Here is a 21,780-nt window from a genome sequence, read left to right on the forward strand (position 1 = left end):
GTTGAATATTGCTTAAGCCATTCGCGGCATTTTTTCAAATGCCTCAGCCTGGCAAACAGCAGGCTGTCAGTTTGTTATCAGCTTCTATCTCAGGCTCTATAATGCAGTGTCTTTTTTTTACTCAAAACTAACATGTGCGCGGCACCTATTACTGTTAATATTCCAGTTGAGCAATTATGCATAGGCTTATACGTGCATATAGATTTGCCATGGCTGGAGCACTCCTTTGCGCTCAATAGTTTTAAGATCAAAACCGAAGCTGAGTTACAGGCCTTACGCCAGTTGGGTTTAAAAACTCTGCGCGTTAATCCGGCCCGTTCAGATTGCAGGCCTCTCGCTCCGGCCGCAGTGGTAGCGCTGGAAATGCCGACAGCGATTGCGCAGCCTACGCCTGAGGAACAAGAAAAAATCCGTGAAAAGAAAGCCAGAATAGACCGGCTGATCAGGGAGCGCGAAGCAATTGCTGCGTGTGAAAAGCAATTGCTGAAAGCAGCGGGTACCTTAAAGAACATTACCCGTAATCTGTTTGCGCGACCCCAGGAGTCGGTGCGTCAGGCGGATGAATTGATACAGCAAATGCTGGAATCCTTGCTGGTCGATAAAGACATCGCGATTCATCTCATGAATGACAAAATCGCAGGTGAAGAAGCTTATTTTCATTCTTTGAATGTGACCGTCCTGACCATGATGCTGGCCAAAGAGCTCGCATTTTCAGAACAGGATATCAAGCTGCTGGGCATAGGTTGTCTGTTTCATGATATCGGCAAGATAGAAATTCCTGACCGGATTGCTAACAAAGCAGGCGAGCTGAGCCGTGCAGAGCAAAATCTGTTGCAGCAGCATGTGATGTATGGCCTACAGATCGCCGATAAACTCGGTTTGGCTAAACCCGTGAAAGACATCATCGCTCAGCATCATGAATACGCGGATGGTGCCGGTTATCCCAATTACCTGCGCGGCGATAAAATCAGCCCGCTGGCCAGGATAGTGGCAATCACCAATACCTACGATAATTTATGCAACCGCGCTGACCCGGCAGACTCACTGAGTCCGTATGAAGCGATGGCGCATATGTTCGGACATATGCGCAAGCAGTTCGATACTGCTGCACTGAATCTGTTTATCCGCAGTATGGGCATCTACCCGCCGGGTACTATCGTCAAGTTATCCGATGGCACGCTGGGTATGGTGGTGGCGGTCAATTCCGGCAAACCATTACGCCCCAGCGTCTTGATCTACGATCCATCCGTCCCCAAAAGCGAAGCCATTATTCTGGATCTGGAGCATGAAATTTCGGTTGAAATTGCAGCCAGTCTGAAACCCGGCCAACTGGCGCCGGAAGTCTATGACTATCTGAGTCCGCGTAAGCGCATGACTTACTTTTTCGATACGCAACGCCAGGCTACGAATCAGCATTAATTGGCTAGCATGACATCCCGCCTATCCAATCCGGCCCTGAACTTTGCCAACGCCAGTCCACGTGAGCGGCTGGCTGGTCTGGTTGACGCGTTTTGCGAAATTTTGCCTCCCTCTGAACTTCAACATAGCCCGCAGCTACAGGCGTTGGGATTGCCGTTGGCTGCAGATGACGGCGTGGTAATCGGTAGCGGCTATCTGAACGGACAATTGCTGTATCTGGCGGCGCAGGATGGGCGTTTCATGGGGGGCTCGGTGGGTGAAATTCATGGCGCTAAATTGCTGGGACTATGTCGCCTCGCGTTACAGGACAGGCCAGCGGCCTTAGTGCTGTTAGGCGATTCAGGCGGTGTGCGTTTGCAGGAAGCAAATGCGGGTTTACTCGCCATTGCCGAATTGCTGCGCGCCGTGTTGGAAGTGCGTGCCGCCGGTATTCCTGTACTCATGCTGATAGGCGGACAGCGTGGTTGCTTCGGTGGGATGGGCTTAGTCGCTCACAGTGCTAACGCGATCGTGATGTCGGCCAACGCCAGATTAGGCATGTCCGGCCCGGAGGTCATCGCCAGTGCCTGCGGTCGCGCCGAATATGATCCTGCTGATCAGGCGCAGATCATGGCGACGACAGGAGCGCAGCACCGTTGGGAACAGGGCGATATCGTGCAATTGCTGTCCGCTGATATTGCCAGCTTCCGCGCCGTCCTGCCTGAATTGATACAGCGTTATTCCTCTGCTGCGGCCCTCACACTGAGCCAATGCGTGGATGAGCATCAATTTCTGCAGCGACGTTTGCAAGCAGCATTGTTATCTGACCAGCTAACCGCTACTTCCTGTACTGCGCAGACTTTGCAGGATGATCCCTTGCTGCAGGTCTTAATGAATGTATCGGCATCGGATTGGAAGCTGCAGGGCGACGCACAACTGGTGCATGGTGAGTTGTCGATAGCGGCACAGCGCTGGAGTTTGATTGCATTACGCCAGCATGCCGTGATAGGGGTGGAACTCGCGTGGCAGATGGCGGCACTGGTACTGCAAGCGGTACAACAGCAGCCACAACGGCCGCTGTTGTTACTCATCGATACTGCAGGCCAGCGCCTGCGACGACAGGAAGAAATGCTGGGCCTGCCACGTTTTATGGCCCATCTGGCCAAGTGTCTGCAACTGGCGCGCATGGCAGAAATGCCGGTGCTGGCGTTGATTTATGATCAGGCTCTGTCTGGCGCAATTGTCGCAACTGGCATGATGGCAGATCAGTGCTATGCGCTGGAAGCTGCGCAGATACACGTGATGGCAGCTTCAGCGATGGCCAGTATCACAGGTATGAGTGAAGACAAAGTGCACACTTTGAATCAGAGTGATCCTGGCTTTGCACCGGGTGTTGAGCATTATTGGGCAATGGGTGGCATTGATGCCATCTGGTCGCAGCCGACGCCAGAACTTATTTTGGCAGCTTTGGCAAATCGGGCGGGGCCAGATCGCCGCGCTCTGCTGGGGCTGCAGCGTGGTGGAAGAAGGTTGGCGCAATATATTGCAGATGCCGTATTATCCTCAGCAAAACGCAATTAATGAGTGCATACGTGGAACAGGTAGAACAATTTCAAAGACATGATCTGGTCTGGCTCTCCCATCAGGCTTGGGAAAACATGGCGGCTGCACTATCCTCTCCTTGGCAAAGTGCTGTACGTGACTGGCGGCAGCAGGAGTGGCCAGCGGTAGTTCGCAGACGCGACAGCGACGCGGCAGACGATGAGGTTTGTATAGGGCTGGAACTGCCCGGTCAAGATGGACAGCGCCGTCGCCTCGCAGTCCGGGTACAGGTCGAACACATCATAGAACATCAGTCCGGACTGGCACTCAATACGGTATTACCACTGGCTTTACCAGAATGGCAAAATGACTTGCGTGCTTTGCAGCAGAGCGCGGCAGCTGCTGGTTTGCGCTTTCGCGTCTTTGGTGCGCTGTCCTGGCAGTTTTTGACAGGCCAGCCTTATCTGCAGACGCTATCCCCGATCGATTTACTCTTCCGGCCAGCCGATCCGGCGCAATTGCAGCAGGCCTTACAGTTGCTGAGTCGCTTTCAGCAGCAATTGCCACTGGATGGAGAAATTTTGTTCCCGCAAGGACAAGCTGTATCCTGGCGTGCCTGGAATCTGGCGGATGCCGCCGGTGATGCGCAGCAGGAGCAAAAAGTATTGGTCAAAAATCAGATGGGTGCGCGCTTGTGCAGTCAGCGCGAGATGCTGGCGCTGCTCACACAGTCAGCCTGAACTGATTAGTAACGACGGCGCGGCTGTCCGCCACCACCTGTGTGTTTTTCGATATGGCGGAAAGTAATTCTGCCCTTGCTCAGATCATAGGGCGACATTTCCAAAGTGACTTTGTCACCGGCCAGAATACGGATGTGATGCTGACGCATTTTGCCTGAGGTGTAGGCGATCAGTTGGTGACCATTTTCCAGATTGACGCGGAAACGTGAATCGGGCAGGACTTCTTCGACAACGCCTTGCATTTCCAATAATTCTTCTTTTGCCATGTTGGCTCTTTCTAGTGATGACGTAAGCCAGCAGCTGGCTGCTGTTACGCCGGTACGCATCAGACTGCGCACGGATAATCGGGATGAGACGCACGTATGCGTTTCGCTGGTGAGGAGTAAGGGCTGAACTTGTGCTGCGTGATACGCTGCAAGACAAAAACAGGACTTGCTGGCAGAGCGTTCATCTGAACTGAGCCTCTGCAGAAAGCGACCGGATCAGACCAGACTGGGGCTGGCAAACATGCGGAAACTTGCTGAACCCACGATTATACCCTGACTTGAGAATTCAAAAAAAGAAAAAAGCGTCTCCCTGGCGGGGGACGCTTTGTTGTTTTTACAGCGCGCAGTAAAAACGATCAGCGCTCTGAGGATTGCTGGGTGCCGGTATAGAATTTGATGGTGCTGCCTTTCAATGAGCCATCAGCTTGCGGTATGCCTGTGACTTCGACCCGTGTGCCGCTGGTGGCGAGTGCAGTTTGCAATGCGCTGAAACCAGCACTGGTCGTCATGTCTTGCGGCGTGATACTGACTACGTCTTTGCTACGGTCCACCTGATACACCAGTGTAGCGGCTCCTGTTGCTGAACTAACATTGACCGTGACAGTTTTTGTACCCCCCTTAGCGCTGATACTGAAACTGTATTGATTACTACCCGTGCCAGCAACCAAGGCGCTCGCTACCGATGTCCTTGGAATAGTAATTGGTGTTAACACTGCATATGGCGCTGACCAGCCATTTTTATTAGCCGCATCGCCCCATACTGCATAAGTCTGGCCTTGTGCATAGTAAGCTGTCGCAGCGGTGCCGAAACTGATCGCTGCATTGTTAGTACCACCAGTGGTGGCAATGAAAGTCTTGATCGCATCCGTGCCAGCAGCGGTGTAAGTAACTAAAGTAGGAAAACCATAATTCGAGAATTTAAAACCGGATATCGCAACGCTGGGGTTCAGCGGATCAAAACCATTTGCGGTGGTGCCGCTGATATAAGTCAGAGGAGAGCTGTAGTTGTCATCAGAGGTATTAAACTGATAGCCGAGATTAAATCCACTCGCACTGACATTGCCGATGCGGCCGTTGAACGGTGCGGCTTCTATGTCGACTGTGCTCGCATGCAGCGGATTTGCGCTGGCATCAACCGGTGTTACTTTGACTTTGAAACCACGCAACAGATTTCTGGCGCTGACAAAAGCGCTGCCACTGCCTATCGGCGTCGCGTCTGAAGCAGCATTCGGATTGCGGAAAAAGAATTTGCTTGTCGGGTCAATCAGGATTTTCGTTGGCTTTCCATCTGCCTGATCCATCCAGAAACTGCTGCCCGCATTATTGTCGACATGGATGATATGTCCCTCAGGACTGATGAAAACTTTGCTGAAGGATTTTGAAGCATAAATACGAGTCAGTACAAAGCTGCCGTTTTGCTGATAGCGGCATGCAATGCGTACATAGACGCCAGGCTGTTGTAAGGCGGTGACGATGGCGCTGTTACTGAAGTCTTTAATCGTCGCATTATTGGCTGGATTATCCAGGTCGTAGAACAGGGTGCCATTGCTGCTGTCCAGGCTGGCTGTGAGCGCTTTGCCGGTATCTGATGCGATATAGCTGCCATTGCTGAGTGTCGCTTTATTGAGTTCGAATACCACCGTGTTGATACTTGGTGAAACGCTGGTTACAGTTGCATATTGATGATTCAGTATCAGGCGCGTTAAATCGTTGACTGGCTTGTGTCTGACCGGACCGTTGAAGTTGACTGACCAGATATTGGCTGCGCCGGCTGCAGGTACATGGCCGATGATAAAGGCGGGATGATCGAGATCAAATTCGATATTGATCGCACCTGAATTGGTGGTTGGTGTTGGATTGGTGGCGGAACTGGCTTGTGGTGCGGTGAAAGGCTGGGCCAGTTTAACCGCTACTGTCACAGTCAGCGCTCCAGTTGCACCCTGTGTCCCCTGTATCTGAATCCGGCTGGCCGGGATCACCGCGTTGGCAGCTTCCGGGAAGCCTGGTTCAGGGTCACTCGCAACCACCAAAGACACATCGCCGGGGTTGGCGCTAAGCGTCAGCGTGGCTCCGGTGTAGGTATTGCCTGACACTAAAGTGGCTGCCTGTAAACTGGAAGCAATGTTATCTAATTGTTCCAGATTTCCTGACCATGGCGCGCTTAGCAGATTGCCGGTTTGTTTGCCACTGGCATCTGTCAGTGTCAGCGAAAGTATGGTGACATTGATCGCGGCCCAGTTTTCCGACGACGCATCACTCACAACGATAGGAACAGAAACCGGCGCCGGTATCGCTGCACTTGGTGGGGTTTGTGGATTATCTGTCGCCGTCGTTGAGCCGCCGCCGCCGCAGGCGCTTACGGCTGCAAGCAATGAACTGGCCAATATATATTTACCTTGCTTCATCGTCGTGTCTCCAGCTGGGGGTAGGAGCTTGTAGCTTAAGCGCGAGAAACTGTTGCTGTGTATCAAAGTTTTGCACGCTTATTTGTACTTTAATAAATGCGTTTTTGTATGAATATCATGTGGATATTGCAAACTAAGTATGCATACTCAGCGCCGGGGCTCTGCTGTCACAGAGTGCAGTCAGTCTGCGTTGAAACCAGCATCCGCGCTTTTTGAGGTGTAGCCTGTCCTTGGCAGAGAGTCATTTGAAAAGAAAAAATATTAATTTGTTGCAACTTGCTGTTACTTCTTTTTTGCAGGAGCAACACGACACGACTGAAAAGCTACAGAAACATAATAAAAAAGAAAAACGGCGTATCCTTGTTTCATGCAATGCACAAGGATGGTTTGTTCTGCTAACCGGCAGGAGGCGAAAACGCGTGTGTTAAGATGGGGCCTGTATTCAATTTTAGCGAGGCTGTACCGCCCAAAAAATCAGGAACAAGGTCGCTGACGCGATATATGAGTCTTAGTCAGTCTCGCTGGTCTGACGGGCAGTTGCTGCCAGTGCCAACAGTGCCGGTGCAAAAAATACAGCAGAAAACAGCGATAGTATTAATGACTTTTCCACTGTGGTCATCCAGAGGTATAAAGAGATGCAGTAATGAGCGATGACCTGATTCTGAGATGAAAATGAAAGGATGAATTGATGAAGAATTTTCTGAAAAATCGTATCTTGCCTGCTGGCGTAATCAGCATGAGTCTGTTTGGTTTAAGTGCATGCGGTGGTGGTAGTGGCAGCACGGATGCGCCAATTGTTCCGTCTGCACTGACCATTGCAGCAACGCCGCTGAGTGTAGTAAAAGGAAACATCAGCACCTATACATTTACAGCTACCAACAGAAATGCAGTGGCTGTGAGTGGAGTCGGTTTCAGCGTCGATTTTGGGGCGAATGTGACGATTACCCAGCGTCCGCAATTTGGCTGTACCGCGAGTTCTTTTTCTTACTCCTCATCCGGCACGGCCTCTATCACTTTCGGCAGTGTGCCCGCGAATTCTCAATGTCAGATGGTCGTTTCCATCACACCGTTGAATATCGGTGTCGTCAGCCCGGCTGTGTCAACGGTTGGAAATCTGAATATCAGTGGCTCGATTCCGGTAGTGACAGTGACACCTTTCTAAGAGAATCACACAGGCAAAAAGGCCGGCCTGTATTTGCGTACATGCCGGCCTTTAAATGCTTGTTTTGTGGGTTAGTCAGACCAGATTTTGCTGGCGTGACACCCCAAAGCTTAGCGTAAGAGTGAGGCTTTGATTACTCGCCTATGCCATGCGCCTGCTGATCTGCATGGTAGCTGGAACGTACCATCGCGCCGACCGCAGCATGCGCAAAGCCCATTTTATACGCTTCTTCTTCATACATTTTGAATACGTCAGGATGCACATAGCGACGTACTGGTAAGTGGTGGCCACTTGGTGCCAGATACTGGCCTATGGTCAGCATGTCGACATTGTGTGCGCGCATGTCACGCATGACTTGTAAAACTTCTTCATCGGTTTCACCGAGTCCGACCATGATGCCGGATTTGGTCGGCACATGTGGATGCTGCTCTTTGAAGCGTTTCAGCAGGTTCAGCGAATATTCATAGTCAGAACCGGGGCGTGCTTCCTTGTACAGGCGTGGTGCGGTTTCCAGGTTGTGGTTCATCACATCCGGTGGTGCCATGTTCAGGATTTCCAGTGCGCGGTCCATACGGCCACGGAAATCCGGCGTCAGGATTTCTATGCGTGTCACTGGTGACAGCTCGCGGATTTTCTGTATGCATTCTGCAAAGTGTGCTGCACCGCCATCACGCAAATCATCGCGGTCGACTGAGGTAATCACCACATAGCTGAGTTTGAGTTCCGCAATGGTTTTGGCCAGGTTCAGAGGTTCATTCACATCCAGCGGGTCCGGGCGGCCATGACCAACGTCGCAGAACGGGCAGCGGCGTGTGCATTTGTCACCCATGATCATGAAAGTCGCAGTGCCTTTGCCAAAGCACTCACCGATATTCGGGCAGGACGCTTCTTCACAGACGGTAACCAGTTTGTTAGCGCGCAGAATGTCTTTGATTTCATAGAAACGCGTAGTCGGCGAACCGGCTTTCACCCGTATCCAGTCTGGCTTAGGCAGACGTTCCATCGGTACGATCTTGATCGGGATACGCGCAGTTTTGCTCGCGCCTTTTTGTTTTTCAGTAGGATCGTAGGCCGCTGGGCTGGCTGTAGTATCTGGGGATGCAGGTGTATTTTCGGTTGTCATGATACGGAGCGTTTCGAAAAATCAGGGAGTTTCGTGAGTAACGGATAAGAGGTCTTGTAAATTCTGTGCGAGTCTTTGCTGTACATCGGCCAATGCTGCCTGCACGCCCAGGGTTTTCATATCCACGGTAGCCAGTCCCGCATAGCCGCAGGGATTGATCCAGGAAAAGGGGGCGAGGTTCATATCGACATTCAGTGATACACCATGATAGGTGCAGCCATTGCCGCGTACTTTCAATCCTAATGCTGCAATTTTGGCGCCATTCCAGGGGCCAGTGCAGACATAAATGCCGGGAGCGCCTTCTTTGCGCTCTCCCGCCAGGCCATAATGAGCGAGGGTATCGATGACGGCTTGTTCAATTTTAAATACAAATTCGCGTGCAAACAGTCTGGCCTGCGCATGGCTGCGGCGCAGATCCATCATCAGATAAATGACGACCTGGCCTGGCCCATGATACGTCACTTCACCACCGCGATCCGTCTGTACCACGGGGATATCATGCGCCGCCAACACATGCGACTGATCCGCACCCAGTCCCAGCGTAAATACCGGCGGATGTTCGACTATCCAGAATTCATTAGGTGTATTGGCATCGCGCGCATCGGTAAATGAGCGCATTGCATCGTAGGTCTGCTGATAAGGCTCAATGCCACGCTGCAGAATGATGGGGGTAGTGGAAGTAGAGGTGCTGTTTTGCATAGACCGCTAGTTTAACATCCTTGACTGGCGATAGTCGTTTTTCCTGCGCTCAACCAGCTATCAATAGCCATAAGCAGCCAGAAGCAGCTACAAGCGGCTTGCCTCGCCTCTTGTAGCTTGTGTCTGTGCCATTAAGCAAAGACGTGGTTTAGCTTTTGTGTCAGCTTTTGCAAGTAGTTTGTCACTGCGAATTCGGACTGATAGGCAGCAGCCGGGCTGGTGATTGTTTGTAATTCGATCATACTTGCTTGTTGATCTGCTTCCAGCACGACCATACGATGCGCTGGAATGACGACTGATTCATCTGCAGTGAGCCAGAAATCACTGTCATCGCCGGCGATTGTCAGCCAGACCCGGCCACATACAACTTTGATTTGTCGCTCAACAGGGGACACGCCGGACAGTGTTTTTCCAGCAGTGATCGTGTAAGATGGGTTTGCAAAATTATTTGTCATTTCCTTGCTCCTTGTTGTGCAGCAAAAAACCAATAAAAATTGATTTATCAGAGGGAAATTCAATGCTGCATTGAGACGTACGTATTGTAGGTGTTTCTAATTCATCGACAAAACGAGAAATTTTGGCTTTGCTTGCTAATAAAATTAGTATTGTTATGTGTCTTGCTGATGATGGATATATGAAAAATGGATATCAGAAAACTGCCTAATTTTGCAGCGCTGCGCGCATTTGAAGCCGCTGCGCGACATCAGAATTTTTCTAAAGCGGCAGAAGAGATACATCTTACCCACGGCGCGGTCAGCCATCAGGTACGTGCGCTGGAAGAAGAGCTGAGCATAGAATTATTTACGCGTCACGGTAAGCGCCTGGTGTTGAATGCTGAAGGTGAGCGTTATGCGGCAGCGATACGTTTGTGTTTGCAAAATTTAGCTGAAGCCACCGAGCAATTGCAAAAGCGTAATCAACAAAAACGGCTAGGGATTACTTCATTACCCTCGTTTGCGGCACGCTGGTTGTCACCACGGCTGGGCCGCTTTATTGAACACTATCCGGATTTAGAGGTGAGTTTACAATCGAGTAATCAACTGGCCGATTTTTCGCGTGATTCTATCGATATTGGCATACGTTTTGGACTCGGTAATTATCCTGGTCTGGTGTCTGAATTTTTGATGGGCGATTATTATTACCCCGTGGTCAGTCCGCGCTATCACGGTGGTAAATTGCCAGCGACGCCCGCTGAATTGGCAGCATCTCATTTATTGCGTTGCGAAGAAGAGCCCTGGGAACCGTGGTTTCGCGCTGCGGGTTTAGACAATGAAGAGCCAACCAGTGGCCTGGTTTACCAAGACGCGTCTATCCTGGCGCGTGCCGCAGTGGACGGTCAGGGCATCGCTCTGGGGCGTCATGCAATCGTGCATTCTGATATAGAAAGTGGCCAGTTAGTCCGCTTGTTTGAGATAGAAATACCCAGCCCGGTTTCCTATCATCTGGTGTACCAGGAGCAGTCACTTAATAAGCCACAGGTGCGCGCGTTTCGCGAATGGCTGTTGGCTGAAGTAGCGTTGAAGTAACTCAGAAGCTTTACTGCTCAGGCTCTCGTGCGATCACGGCTCTCAAGCCAGCATAATCTTGGTTTTGATTTTGTCAAAAGTCGCATGCATTTGTTCCGGTACTGCCTGATCGGTAAACAGCACATCGATCTGCGATAAATGCCCCAATTTGACCAGCGCAGGGCGGTCAAATTTCGTATGGTCTGCCGCTAAAAATACAGTTCTCGAATGTTTGATTATCGCTTCAGACACCCGCACTTCCCGGTAGTCAAATTCGCGCAAGGTGCCATCCATTTCTATGCCGGAAATGCCGATGATGCCAAAGTCGACCTGGAACTGACTGATCACATCCACGGCCGCTTCACCGGTTAAACCACCGTCACGCGCACGCACGACACCACCGGTCACTATCACTTCGATATCCTGATAATTACTCATGATGCTGGCAACGTTCATGTTATTGGTAATCACCCGCAAATTCCTGTGATGGCACAACGCACGCGCGATCTCTTCCGTTGTGGTACCCAGGTTAATAAACAGAGTGGCCTGATCAGGAATGTGACTCGCCACCAAAGCGGCGATACGGCGTTTTTCGTCAGAGAGCAAAGTCTGGCGTGTGTTATATGCCATGTTCTCCGCGCTGGAAGTCAGGCCGACTCCGCCATGAAAGCGGCGCAATAAATTCAAATCAGCCAGTAAATTGATATCGCGCCGTATTGTTTGCTGCGTCACACGGAACTGCGCTGCAAGTTGCTCGACCGAAGCAAAGCCTTCTCTTTGTACGTTCGCTAATAATTCTTGCTGTCGCAGATTGAGCGTTTGCGCGGATGTCTGGCTGTATGACGGTGTCAACTTGGCTGGCATGTAACAAGCTTCCTTCAACGAAAGATAAAATGTTTGAAAACGAAAATGAACATTGTAATCGAAGCATGTAGTAAGTGTATTTCTGGCGGAAATATGGCGCTAAGTTGTTGTACGTTGCAGGTGCTTCAGGATTGAGTAACCGTATAAGTAGCAAGCTCGCCTTTGATTTTCATCGCTTTTGACTAAGCAATTTGTGCTTCACGGAAAACGGATTAGAAAGTGTCGTTGTTTGAGCGTAGCGAGTTTCGACACTTTCCCGTTTTACGTGATGCGCAAATTGTGCCGACACGTAGTGCGGCACCCGCAGGGCGCAGTCTGCAGCGTCGCCTTCTTTGGCTTACCTTTCTTGGCGAAGCAAGAAAGGTAAGTGGCCGCCGGGCCACACCCGGCTTGGCTCTGCAAAGTGAAATCGCTTTAGATATTTAGGACTTACGCAAAACCGCCCCACCGGCGTTATGGCTCCTGGTCGTGCTGTGCTACGGCCTGCGTCGCCATGGTATCGCCAGGGATAGCATAGTCAGCGAGCTGACTATTGGCGCGCCTTTCCCATCGCACCTAGGTTGAAATCCTGGTGTTGCAACACGTCGCTACACTGCGGCCTAAGCGTAAAACTTATCTTTTGATTAATTAAATAAATGTTCGAAAGCGAACTTGTAATTATTCGTTTAGTGATTTATGATCGATTTAAAACAAATAAATTGACTTTTGGTAACACAAAGATATTCAATTTTTTAGCTTTCTCTCAATAATTCCTAATTGCAATGGCGGCCTGGCATCATGGCGAATGATCAACATTATGATTTACTGGTTGTGGGTGGTGGTATCAATGGTGCGGGTATTGCACGCGATGCTGCCGGACGCGGCTTGCGTGTTTTGCTGTGCGAAAAAGATGACCTTGCCGGACACACTTCTTCTGCCAGTACCAAACTGATCCATGGCGGTTTGCGCTATCTCGAATACTATGAATTTGGACTGGTGCGCAAAGCACTGAAAGAGCGCGAAGTTTTACTGCGCTCAGCACCGCATATCATCTGGCCTTTGCGATTTGTGATGCCACATGTGCCGCACTTACGTCCGGCGTGGATGATACGTATCGGCCTGTTTTTATATGACCATCTGAGCCGCCGTGAATTGCTGCCCGGTTCTTGCGGCGTGAACTTAGATAAGCATGAATTGGGTGCACCTTTGCAAGACAGCATGCATCAGGGTTTCGTTTATTCCGATGCGTGGGTAGACGATGCACGTCTGGTGGTCTTGAATGCGATGGATGCGCAAGAACGCGGCGCGCGCATCATGACACGTACTAAGCTGCAGGCTGCGCAACGGGAAGCTGGCTTGTGGCAAGCTACTTTAGTCAAAGACGGACAGACTGCAATCAAGGTTACAGCACGTGCCATAGTGAATGCGGCGGGGCCATGGGCAAGTGAATTATTGCACCAGCATTTGCATCAGACGGCGCGAAATGAGGTACGCCTGGTCAAAGGTAGTCACATCGTCGTCAACAAGATGTTCGATCATGACCATGCGTATATTTTTCAAAATCCCGACAAACGCATCATCTTTGCAATTCCATATGAGCAGGAATTTACACTGATAGGTACCACGGATCTGGAATACAAGGGCGATCCGGGCAGCGTCAACATTTCATCCGATGAGGTCAGCTATCTGTGTGATGCGGCGAACCGCTATTTCAAGAAAAGCATACAAGCGGCCGATGTATTGTGGACCTATTCCGGCGTGCGTCCTTTGCTGGAACAGGAAGATGCGGCCAACCCTTCAGCCGTGACGCGCGACTATCAGCTGGAACTGGACGCTGCGCATGAACAGGCACCGATCTTGTCTGTATTCGGCGGCAAAATCACCACCTTCCGTTACCTGGCAGAGGAGGCTGTCAATCTGCTGGCGCCCGCCTTAGGTATCACTAACCCGGCGTGGACAGCCCATGCATCGCTGCCGGGCGGCGATATTTCAGATGCGGATTTCTCAGGATTTTTCCAACGTTTTCAAGCGCAGTATCCGTGGTTGCCAGCTGTGCTTGCACAGCGTTATGCACGCAGCTACGGCACCCGCGCTGAACGCATGCTGAGTACCTGTCATGCACTGTCTGATCTGGGCGAGCAATTGAGCCCAGGCTTATATGAAGCCGAAGTCAGGTATTTGGCTGAACACGAATGGGCACGCACGACGGATGATATCTTGTGGCGCAGAAGTAAATTAGGGCTGCATGCTACGCCCGCAACAGTACAGGCTTTGCAGGATAAATTGACGCAAATTTTAAATCAGCTAAAGCAGCGCTAAAGCAGCCCTACAGCAGCGGCAGAGCTGTCGCAGTCGGCCGCTACGAGTTGTGTTTTAGTCGCAAACGCTGTAGCAGGAAATTGATGAGCCATAGCAGAAAAATCAGCAGTGAATTAGCGCAGTCGTCGCAGCGATCAACTTCAGTATCGATTCATAAAAAAACCTTAGACAAGATGGAGAAGACCCAAATGGATGGAAAGTTTATTCTGGCATTAGATCAAGGCACAACCAGTTCGCGTGCAGTCTTGTTTGACCGTACCGGCAGCGTGGTAGCGGTCGCGCAAAAAGAGTTCCAACAGATATATCCGCAACCAGGTTGGGTTGAACACGATCCTCAGGAAATCTGGTCAACCCAGGCGGGTGTTGCGGCAGAAGCGGTTGCACACGCCGGTCTGGCAGGTGGTTCTATTGCCGCCATCGGTATTACGAATCAGCGTGAAACCACGATAGTCTGGGATAGAGAAACCGGCCGACCTTTGTATAACGCGATCGTCTGGCAAGATCGCCGTACAGCGGAATTTTGTGACAAGTTAAAGGCACAAGGTCTGGAAGAAAAATTCCGTTCCAAAACAGGTTTGCCGATAGATTCGTATTTTTCTGCGACTAAGATTTGCTGGATTTTAGAACATGTTGCCGGTGCGCGTGAACTTGCGAATCAGGGCAGGTTAGCCTTCGGCACAGTGGATAGCTGGCTGGTTTGGAATTTTTCGCAACAGGCATTGCACGTGACCGATGTGACCAATGCATCGCGCACCATGCTGTTCAATATTCATACTTTGGAGTGGGACCAGGAGCTGCTCGACATACTGAATATTCCGCGCAGCATGTTGCCTGAAGTGCGCTCTTGTTCTGAAGTCTACGGCAAAACTAAAACCACTTTGTTTGCATCAGAAATCCCGTTGGCGGGTATCGCCGGTGATCAGCATGCTGCTTTATTCGGACAAATGTGTGTTGAACCCGGCATGGTTAAAAACACCTATGGCACCGGTTGTTTCCTGGTCATGAACACGGGTGACAAACCTATCGAATCAAAAAATAATCTGGTCACCACCATTGCCTGGAAAATCGGTAATCAAGTGCACTACGCTTTAGAGGGCAGCATCTTTATTGGTGGCGCCGTGGTGCAATGGTTGCGTGATGGTTTGGGCATTATCCGTAGTGCTTCAGAAATTGAAGCCTTAGCGAAAAGTGTTCCACACAGCGATGGTGTGTATCTGGTTCCGGCCTTTGCTGGTCTGGGCGCACCCCATTGGAACCCGCGGGCGCGCGGCACTATGTTCGGTGTTACACGCGGCACCAGTTCTGCGCATATCGCACGTGCTGCACTCGACAGTATTGCCTATCAATCCGTCGATGTATTGAAAGCGATGGAAGCTGATCTGGATGGTCGCATTGCTGAGCTGCGTGTTGACGGTGGCGCGGTCGCAAATAATCTGCTGATGCAATTTCAGTCCGATATGCTGGGTGTCGATGTCGTGCGTCCGAAAATCACAGAAACCACAGCGCTGGGTGCGGCCTATCTGGCAGGACTGGCTGTCGGTTACTGGAAAGATCTCAGCGAAATTCAGAGTCAGTGGAAGTTAGATCAGCGCTTTAAACCCGCAATGCCGCAAGCTGAGGTCCAGGCTTGTATGAAGGGGTGGCAGCGTGCGGTCAAGGCCAGCAAAGCCTGGGCGGACGAAGTCTGAATAAGAACGAGCCAACGCCGCAATCTATGCCGCATCCGGATAGTGACTGCGTTCCATGTGAACGTGGATGCGTTGTCACTGATGCCGGGCCGCTAGTTTGTGTGCTTGCGCTGGCTCACTTTCAACTATAAAAAGAGTGGAAAATGCATCCTTTATTTGCTGAATTTATCGGCACCGCCATGTTGGTTTTATTAGGAAATGGTGTTGTCGCTAATGTGATTTTGAATAAGACCAAGGGCTTTAACAGCGGTCTGGTGGTGATTGCTTTAGGTTGGGCGATGGCTGTTTTTGTCGCGGTGTTTTGTACTGCCTCAGCCAGTGGCGGGCATTTGAATCCGGTGGTAACGATTGCCCTGGCAGTCGCCGATAAATTCTCATGGGCGCTGGTGCCAGGCTATATCCTGGCGCAGATGGCGGGTGGCATGGTGGGTGCGTTTCTGGTCTGGGTGGTGTACTACCGCCATTTCGCTGAGACTGCGTGTCAGGACACCAAGCTTGCCGTATTTTGCACTGGTCCGGCGATACCTGGCGCGTTTGGCAATCTGGCCTCTGAAGCCATCGCGACCTTTGTCCTGGTGTATGCGGTACTGAATATGGCAGCTCCTAAAGTGGGTCTGGGTGCGATGAATGCCTTGCCAGTTGGCTTATTGGTACTGGGGATAGGTGTTTCTCTCGGTGGTACGACCGGGTATGCGATGAGTCCGGCACGTGATCTGGGGCCGCGCATTATGCATGCGATTTTGCCTATACCTGGTAAGCGCGACAGTGACTGGAAATATGCATGGGTGCCGGTCATAGGCCCCTTGCTGGGCGGGGTGGCTGCAGCCTTGTTATTTACGCTGACCACATAACTTCTGAGATGTAGCGAGCTTTGAACCTTAGCTCAACAAAGCACCCTGCTGCGTGCGCCAGAGATGGTCGCGTAGCAGGGTTTGTTTTTTTTGCGTTGGTTTTGCCTGGTGATTAAAGAACCACTTTGACCATAGGGTGACCGGACAAGTCGCGATACAGATTGTCGAGCTGATCACGGCTGGTGGCCCAGACGGTGACTGTCAGTGACAGGTAGGTGCCCTTGCTGGATGGACGCATATCCATTTTTCCGGCATGGAAGCTGGGATCATGCAAAGTGACGACCTCGACCATGGTCTGGGCAAAGGCATCATGCATAGCGCCCATGATCTTGATCGGGAATTCGCTAGGATACTCGATCAGACTTTGTTCTGGCGGGATAGGTTTCATTTCCATGATTTTTCCATTCTCTGAGTGGGATGCCGTACTGAGCTGCAGGCATCCACACAGAGTCAGGAGGGATGGCAGCCGCTCAGGCAGCTTTGGCTAATTGATAAGCCGCATACAATTGTTGGTATATGGGGCCTGGTAAGCCATTTCCAATAGTCTGCTCGTCCAGCTTCACAACTGCAAGCACTTCTTTGGTCGCTGATGACAACATGATTTCATCAGCGGCGAACACCTCGGCGCGGCTGATGCGGCGCATTTCAAACGGTATGCTGAGCTGGGCACAGAGTTCTTCTATCAAGGCATAGCGTATGCCTTCCAGGATCAAATGATCCTTAGGTGGTCCCATCAGCACGCCATCTTTGACTATCCATACATTGGAAGCGGAGGCCTCGCTCAGATAGTCATCGCGGAATTGTATGCTTTCTGCGACCTGATGTTCCGCTGCGTTCTGTGCCGCCAATACATTACCGAGCAAGGAAATCGACTTGATCTCGCAATGCAGCCAGCGCCGATCTTCCATGGAGACGCAGGCCACACCATGCTCACGCGCAGCTGCAGTTGGCAACACGATGGGGTTGGTCATGATGAATACGGTAGGCGTCACTTCTTTCGGAAACGCATGGGCCCGGCGCGCGACACCACGGGTGACCTGCAGATAGACCATCTGATCATCCGCTTCATGTGCATCCATCACTTGCTGTATGCGCTGCAGCCATTCTTCTTTGTTATGCGGATTCGGAATACCTATCGCTTCCAGACTACGGAACAGGCGTGCCAGATGCTGATCGGCGCGGAACATGCAGCGCTGGTAAACCGGTATCACTTCGTAAATACCATCACCAAAAATAAAACCGCGGTCGAGTACAGGTATGTGAGCTGCGGACAGGGGCGTCATTGCGCCGTTGAGGTATACGAGTGGGTCATCCATGATAGTGTGGGCTCAGTGAGGAAAGAAAATAGGACTGACGCAAAACCGCCCCAGCGGCGTTATGGCTCCTTGTTGTACACTGCGTACAGCCTGCGTCGCCATACCTTGTTGGGACAATTTTGCGTAAGTCCTGGAAAATTCATTCTTACATAAATGTCGGGCCGGGCTTATGCAAATATTGCATGTCAGCCCGTGCAGTCTATCACCGCCCATATGCCAACTGAGCCAGTATTGATCTGATAGCAGAGCTATGCGCGCCTGCAGCCTGGTTTGTAAAGCCCCTGGTCGCTGACATACATCGTTTGATATAAATAAAGGGCAAGCCGCAACGTGGTCGCGGCTTGCCCTTGAAGTCAGCGTTGTGATGAGTGCAGACTTATTTCAGCATCAGACGTATCGAATCCCAGGCGCGGCCAAAGATGCTGGCCTGATCGACTTTTTCCAGCGCCTGTACCGGGAATTCAGCAACGGCTTTACCGTCTAACATCATTTTCACGGTACCGACCTTGCTGTATTGGGCTATCGGTGCCACCAGCGGATCTTTTCTTTCCAGCGCAGGTTTCAGATTGGCCGCTGCACCTTTAGGCAGAGTCACATACAGATCGCGGTCAAAACCGATCTTGACTGTAGCCTGATTGCCTTTCCAGACTTCCGGGGTCTGGATCGCCTGACCTTTGGCATACAGTTTGATCGTATCGAAATTCAGATAGCCCCAGTTCAGCAGCTTCAGGCTTTCCTGTGCACGTACCTGATCGCTGGCGGTACCGGTTACTACTGAAATCAGACGACGCTGACCGCTGCCATTCGGACGCGAAGCTGAAGAAATCAGGCAATAGCCAGCTGCTTCGGTATGACCGGTTTTCATGCCATCGACGGTTGGGTCCAGCCATAACAAACGGTTGCGGTTAGGCTGGGTGATCTTGTTATACGTGTAGCTCTTGGTGCTGTAATAGGTTTTATAGTATTCAGGGTGGTCTGAAATCAAGCGGTTTGCCAGGGTAGACAAATCACGTGCGGTCGCGAAATTGTCCGGGCTGGGCAGACCATGCGGATTGGCATAGCGGCTGTTTTTCATGCCCAGACGTTCTGCTTCGCGATTCATTTGTACTACGAAGGCCTCTTCACTACCGGCCACGGCTTCCGCCAGCGCGACAGCAGCATCATTACCGGACTGGACGATCAGGCCATACAGCAATTCATTGATGGTGACTGGCTTGTTCGGCTCAATAAACATCTTTGAGCTGCTGGCATCTACCTTCCAGGCACGGGTTGATACATTGACCGTCTGGTTCAGATCCAGTTTTTTTTCTTTTAATGCAGAAAACACCAGATAGGCGGTCATGATTTTGGTCAGCGATGCAGGTTCTATGCGCAGGTCAGGATCTTGCGCAGCGATGACCTGATTGCTGGTTGCATCGAACAGCAACCAGGATTTGGCTGCAATGCTAGGAGCAGGGAGTGTTTGTGCCATCGCAGCAGACAGCGTCAGCAGCGAGGCAGCAACAGTAGCGAGAAATTTTTTCATGGGTGACATTGATCAAACGAGGTGAAACAGATCGTCATGCCTTATCCCACAGACTGGTGACCAGCTGTTTGATATGGTGCAGACGACGATGGAAAAAATGATCGGCACCGGGTATTACGGTGACCGGAATATCTTGCGGGCGCAGCCAGTCCAGTACAGCGGACAGAGGAATGGTGTCATCCAGCTCGCCATGTACCAAGATGGTATTAGATGGGATTTCAGGCATCTCCCACTTACCGGCGGCGGCACCAATCAGCACCAGACGCTGGGCTGCGCGGTCCTGTGTTTGCAGGCGCTGTTGTAAGCGGGCTTGTACGAAGGTACCAAAAGAAAAACCGGCCAGTGCCAGCGGCAGATCGGGATAACGTTGTCGCATATGTTGCAACAACAGTTCCATATCATCGGTCTCACCGATGCCGGCATCATAGCTGCCGCCAGACTGGCCGACGCCACGGAAATTCATACGTACAGCGGCATAACCGAGACCGGTAAAGGTGCGCGCCAGGGTCTGCGCTACCTTGTTATCCATGGTGCCGCCATACAGTGGATGGGGGTGTGCGACCAGCGCCAGTCCGTGTGGCGCGGTCTGTAACTCAGGATCGGGTAAATCGAGTGCACATTGTAATTGGCCGGCCGCGCCGGTGATCAGGAAGTGTTCAGTTTGAGCGTTCATGCCTAGGACTATCAGTACAAGCAGCGTAATCAGGCTAAGTTCTGCGGGTGCGCATCAGCCTGGTGGTTTAATCAGGTATTCGGAAGTTTGAGGCGTTCAACCACGCCGCCGCCTATCAGGTCGACATCAATGATTTCATCGATATCGCTTTGATCCACAAAGGTGTACCAGGTTCCTTGCGGATAAACCACCAGGACCGGACCTTCTTCGCAGCGATCGAGGCAGCCGGCTTTGTTGATGCGGATTTTGCCGTGACCATTCATGTCGAGCTGCTTAATACGGCGCTTGGCATGTTCCTGCGCCGCCTGCGCACCGCGCTCCATGCAGCATGGGCGACCATCTTCGCGTTGATTCATGCAAAAGAAAACATGTTTTTGAAAGTAGAGTGGTTCGGACATGATATGAAATTTCGGATATAGAGTGATATCGGATGACAGGCAAACGAAGCAAAGTCATCGCACTAAGCTGGCATATGAAACGGATTGCTCGGCAGCAGGCGATTTTGCAAAAGCCCTATGATACTGCAAATGCCAGGTATTACACCTGAGGCGTTTGCGTTTCCTCTTTCGCCAGCCTTGCTGTGTGCGGCGCCGGTTTGCGCAACAGCGCCCACAGTGCAAGGAAGGGCCAGAACAGAGATAAGAACTGCGCGGCACCGTTAAAGTTCAAAAATTTTCCCTGTACCCAGGTTTGCATGGTGGCACTGAAGTAGGGGTTGTCCGGCAAAATATTCAGCACCGAGAGTCCCAGCAGCATGAGTACGAATGCCAGCCTTTTCTGCACATGCAGAGGTGCAAACGAAAAGCCGTACAGCATAATCGCACTGATCAGCAAGCCGCCGCGCGCGCCGGGGGTGAGCCAGCCAAACGCATATTCGGGTTGGAAGAACAGCGCGGCAGCCAGTGACTTGCCTACGATAGCCAGGCTCAGCAGCAAAGCGGATAGCCAGAATTTTGGTGCATGGCGGTTGAGCAGACTCAGGCACAGCAGCAGCGCGCCAGTGCAGCCGCAGGCAGTGATCAGGGCTTCGGCCAACAGATATTCTTCCGGTGTCAGCTCGGTCCCGCGCAAGATCAGTGCGCTCAGATCAATGTCCATATCGAAAAACTGGCTCAGGTGCTCGGACAGGATAGGAAAAATACCACCAAGTCCGAATAAATAGGCCTGAGGATACAGCTGCGCCATTGGCCACAAGCCTAGTATTACGATCTCCTGGCTGGATTCCTGATAAGTCCACTGCTTGCGCAATAAGCGCAAACGTCCTTTTTCCATTAGCCAGGGTGTCAGCCATGCAGCCAGCAAGGCGCCCAGAATAGCGCCGCTGCTGTTGGTGATGATGTCGACGACAGACGTGACACGACTCGGTAAAAAATACTGCACCAATTCGGCGGTGACAGAGATACAGCTGCCAGCAATGCCAGCGATGATGACTGCCCACCAGCGTTTGAGTACGGGATACAGTGCGAACACGAACAGTGCACCTAAGGGCACATAGCCGATGACATTGGTGATCACATCAAACCAGGTCCAGTAACGCGGCCACTGACGCAATACCTCGGGCAGCGCCGACAGATTATTGGCTTGCCAGCCGGTGAACGGATACCAGCTCGCGTATAGGATCAGTACGCCGTAAGCGAGTAAGCTGACCCGTGCGAACGGCGAACTTTGGCGTACCAGGTTCAGCTCGGAAGGTAGCGCAGCAGCGCTGTCGGCATGGATAGACAT

At 51.5% G+C, this 21,780-nt stretch carries 20 protein-coding genes; 8 read left to right on the forward strand and 12 right to left on the reverse strand.

The window, feature by feature from the left end:
- Nucleotides 1–132: 132 nt before the first annotated feature.
- Genes H8K43_RS04020 through mdcG form a run of 3 tightly spaced genes read left to right on the forward strand, consistent with a single transcriptional unit; the run spans nucleotide 133 to nucleotide 3,680 of the window.
- On the forward strand, nucleotides 133–1,419 hold the full coding sequence (locus tag H8K43_RS04020) for an HD-GYP domain-containing protein (protein ID WP_186902673.1): 1,287 nt from the start codon (nucleotides 133–135) through the stop codon (nucleotides 1,417–1,419).
- 9 nt (nucleotides 1,420–1,428) lie between these two features.
- The gene (locus H8K43_RS04025) at nucleotides 1,429–2,979 is read left to right on the forward strand and encodes a biotin-independent malonate decarboxylase subunit beta (RefSeq protein ID WP_186902674.1); all 1,551 of its coding nucleotides are present in this window, start codon (nucleotides 1,429–1,431) and stop codon (nucleotides 2,977–2,979) included.
- Nucleotides 2,979–3,680 (forward strand): malonate decarboxylase holo-[acyl-carrier-protein] synthase, encoded by a 702-nt coding sequence (gene mdcG, locus H8K43_RS04030; RefSeq protein ID WP_186902675.1) that lies wholly within the window; start codon nucleotides 2,979–2,981, stop codon nucleotides 3,678–3,680. Before H8K43_RS04025 ends, mdcG begins: the two co-directional genes overlap by 1 nt.
- A 5-nt stretch (nucleotides 3,681–3,685) precedes the next feature.
- Here the strand turns inward: mdcG and infA are convergent, their stop codons facing one another.
- Both infA and H8K43_RS04040 read right to left on the reverse strand, forming a co-directional pair.
- On the reverse strand, nucleotides 3,686–3,946 hold the full coding sequence (infA, locus tag H8K43_RS04035; protein WP_162021642.1) for a translation initiation factor IF-1: 261 nt from the start codon (nucleotides 3,944–3,946) through the stop codon (nucleotides 3,686–3,688).
- Nucleotides 3,947–4,302: 356 nt separating this feature from the next.
- Entirely contained in the window at nucleotides 4,303–6,351 is a 2,049-nt protein-coding gene (locus tag H8K43_RS04040; protein ID WP_186902676.1) for a hypothetical protein, read from the reverse strand.
- 688 nt (nucleotides 6,352–7,039) lie between these two features.
- Between H8K43_RS04040 and H8K43_RS04045 the strand changes: the two genes are divergently transcribed.
- Complete coding sequence (locus tag H8K43_RS04045) at nucleotides 7,040–7,513, forward strand: hypothetical protein (protein ID WP_186902677.1); 474 nt, start codon at nucleotides 7,040–7,042, stop codon at nucleotides 7,511–7,513.
- A 133-nt stretch (nucleotides 7,514–7,646) separates the two neighbouring features.
- On the opposite strand, the gene lipA is transcribed toward H8K43_RS04045, so the two are convergent.
- From lipA to H8K43_RS04060, 3 genes are all read right to left on the reverse strand, one after another.
- Nucleotides 7,647–8,636 carry a lipoyl synthase gene (gene lipA / locus H8K43_RS04050; protein ID WP_162021646.1) on the reverse strand — a complete coding sequence of 330 codons (990 nt, stop codon included), beginning with the start codon at nucleotides 8,634–8,636 and terminating at the stop codon, nucleotides 7,647–7,649.
- Between the two features lie 21 nt (nucleotides 8,637–8,657).
- Nucleotides 8,658–9,335, reverse strand: a complete 678-nt coding sequence (lipB, locus tag H8K43_RS04055) for a lipoyl(octanoyl) transferase LipB (RefSeq protein WP_186902678.1) — start codon at nucleotides 9,333–9,335, stop codon at nucleotides 8,658–8,660.
- A 131-nt stretch (nucleotides 9,336–9,466) separates the two neighbouring features.
- A complete protein-coding gene (locus H8K43_RS04060) occupies nucleotides 9,467–9,853 on the reverse strand; it encodes a DUF2917 domain-containing protein (protein WP_186902679.1) in 387 nt (128 codons plus the stop codon).
- Between the two features lie 123 nt (nucleotides 9,854–9,976).
- On the opposite strand from H8K43_RS04060, the gene gcvA reads away from it, so the two are divergent.
- A complete protein-coding gene (gcvA, locus tag H8K43_RS04065; RefSeq protein WP_186902680.1) occupies nucleotides 9,977–10,861 on the forward strand; it encodes a transcriptional regulator GcvA in 885 nt (294 codons plus the stop codon).
- A 42-nt stretch (nucleotides 10,862–10,903) separates the two neighbouring features.
- Here the strand turns inward: gcvA and H8K43_RS04070 are convergent, their stop codons facing one another.
- Complete coding sequence (locus H8K43_RS04070) at nucleotides 10,904–11,704, reverse strand: DeoR/GlpR family DNA-binding transcription regulator (RefSeq protein WP_162021650.1); 801 nt, start codon at nucleotides 11,702–11,704, stop codon at nucleotides 10,904–10,906.
- 777 nt (nucleotides 11,705–12,481) lie between these two features.
- On the opposite strand from H8K43_RS04070, the gene glpD reads away from it, so the two are divergent.
- The 3 genes from glpD to H8K43_RS04085 all read left to right on the forward strand — a co-directional run bounded on the left by glpD (nucleotide 12,482) and on the right by H8K43_RS04085 (nucleotide 16,541).
- A complete protein-coding gene (gene glpD / locus H8K43_RS04075) occupies nucleotides 12,482–14,002 on the forward strand; it encodes a glycerol-3-phosphate dehydrogenase (RefSeq protein ID WP_186902681.1) in 1,521 nt (506 codons plus the stop codon).
- 188 nt (nucleotides 14,003–14,190) lie between these two features.
- Nucleotides 14,191–15,690 carry a glycerol kinase GlpK gene (gene glpK, locus H8K43_RS04080; RefSeq protein WP_186902682.1) on the forward strand — a complete coding sequence of 500 codons (1,500 nt, stop codon included), beginning with the start codon at nucleotides 14,191–14,193 and terminating at the stop codon, nucleotides 15,688–15,690.
- 143 nt (nucleotides 15,691–15,833) lie between these two features.
- Nucleotides 15,834–16,541, forward strand: a complete 708-nt coding sequence (locus H8K43_RS04085) for an MIP/aquaporin family protein (RefSeq protein ID WP_186902683.1) — start codon at nucleotides 15,834–15,836, stop codon at nucleotides 16,539–16,541.
- Between the two features lie 112 nt (nucleotides 16,542–16,653).
- On the opposite strand, the gene H8K43_RS04090 is transcribed toward H8K43_RS04085, so the two are convergent.
- The 6 genes from H8K43_RS04090 to H8K43_RS04115 all read right to left on the reverse strand — a co-directional run bounded on the left by H8K43_RS04090 (nucleotide 16,654) and on the right by H8K43_RS04115 (nucleotide 21,780).
- The gene (locus H8K43_RS04090) at nucleotides 16,654–16,935 is read right to left on the reverse strand and encodes a DUF493 family protein (protein ID WP_162021654.1); all 282 of its coding nucleotides are present in this window, start codon (nucleotides 16,933–16,935) and stop codon (nucleotides 16,654–16,656) included.
- 76 nt (nucleotides 16,936–17,011) lie between these two features.
- Complete coding sequence (locus tag H8K43_RS04095; RefSeq protein WP_186902684.1) at nucleotides 17,012–17,857, reverse strand: D-amino acid aminotransferase; 846 nt, start codon at nucleotides 17,855–17,857, stop codon at nucleotides 17,012–17,014.
- A gap of 376 nt (nucleotides 17,858–18,233) precedes the next feature.
- Nucleotides 18,234–19,382, reverse strand: coding sequence for a D-alanyl-D-alanine carboxypeptidase family protein (locus H8K43_RS04100; protein WP_186902685.1), 1,149 nt, complete (start codon nucleotides 19,380–19,382; stop codon nucleotides 18,234–18,236).
- Between the two features lie 34 nt (nucleotides 19,383–19,416).
- Entirely contained in the window at nucleotides 19,417–20,055 is a 639-nt protein-coding gene (locus H8K43_RS04105; RefSeq protein WP_186902686.1) for an alpha/beta hydrolase, read from the reverse strand.
- Nucleotides 20,056–20,126: 71 nt separating this feature from the next.
- Entirely contained in the window at nucleotides 20,127–20,453 is a 327-nt protein-coding gene (locus H8K43_RS04110) for a (2Fe-2S) ferredoxin domain-containing protein (RefSeq protein ID WP_186882535.1), read from the reverse strand.
- A gap of 139 nt (nucleotides 20,454–20,592) precedes the next feature.
- On the reverse strand, nucleotides 20,593–21,780 hold the full coding sequence (locus H8K43_RS04115; protein WP_186902687.1) for a VanZ family protein: 1,188 nt from the start codon (nucleotides 21,778–21,780) through the stop codon (nucleotides 20,593–20,595).

Origin of the sequence: Cognatundibacterium curvum (assembly GCF_014284235.1) — a bacterium.
GTDB classification, from domain to species: domain Bacteria; phylum Pseudomonadota; class Gammaproteobacteria; order Burkholderiales; family Burkholderiaceae_D; genus Undibacterium; species Undibacterium curvum.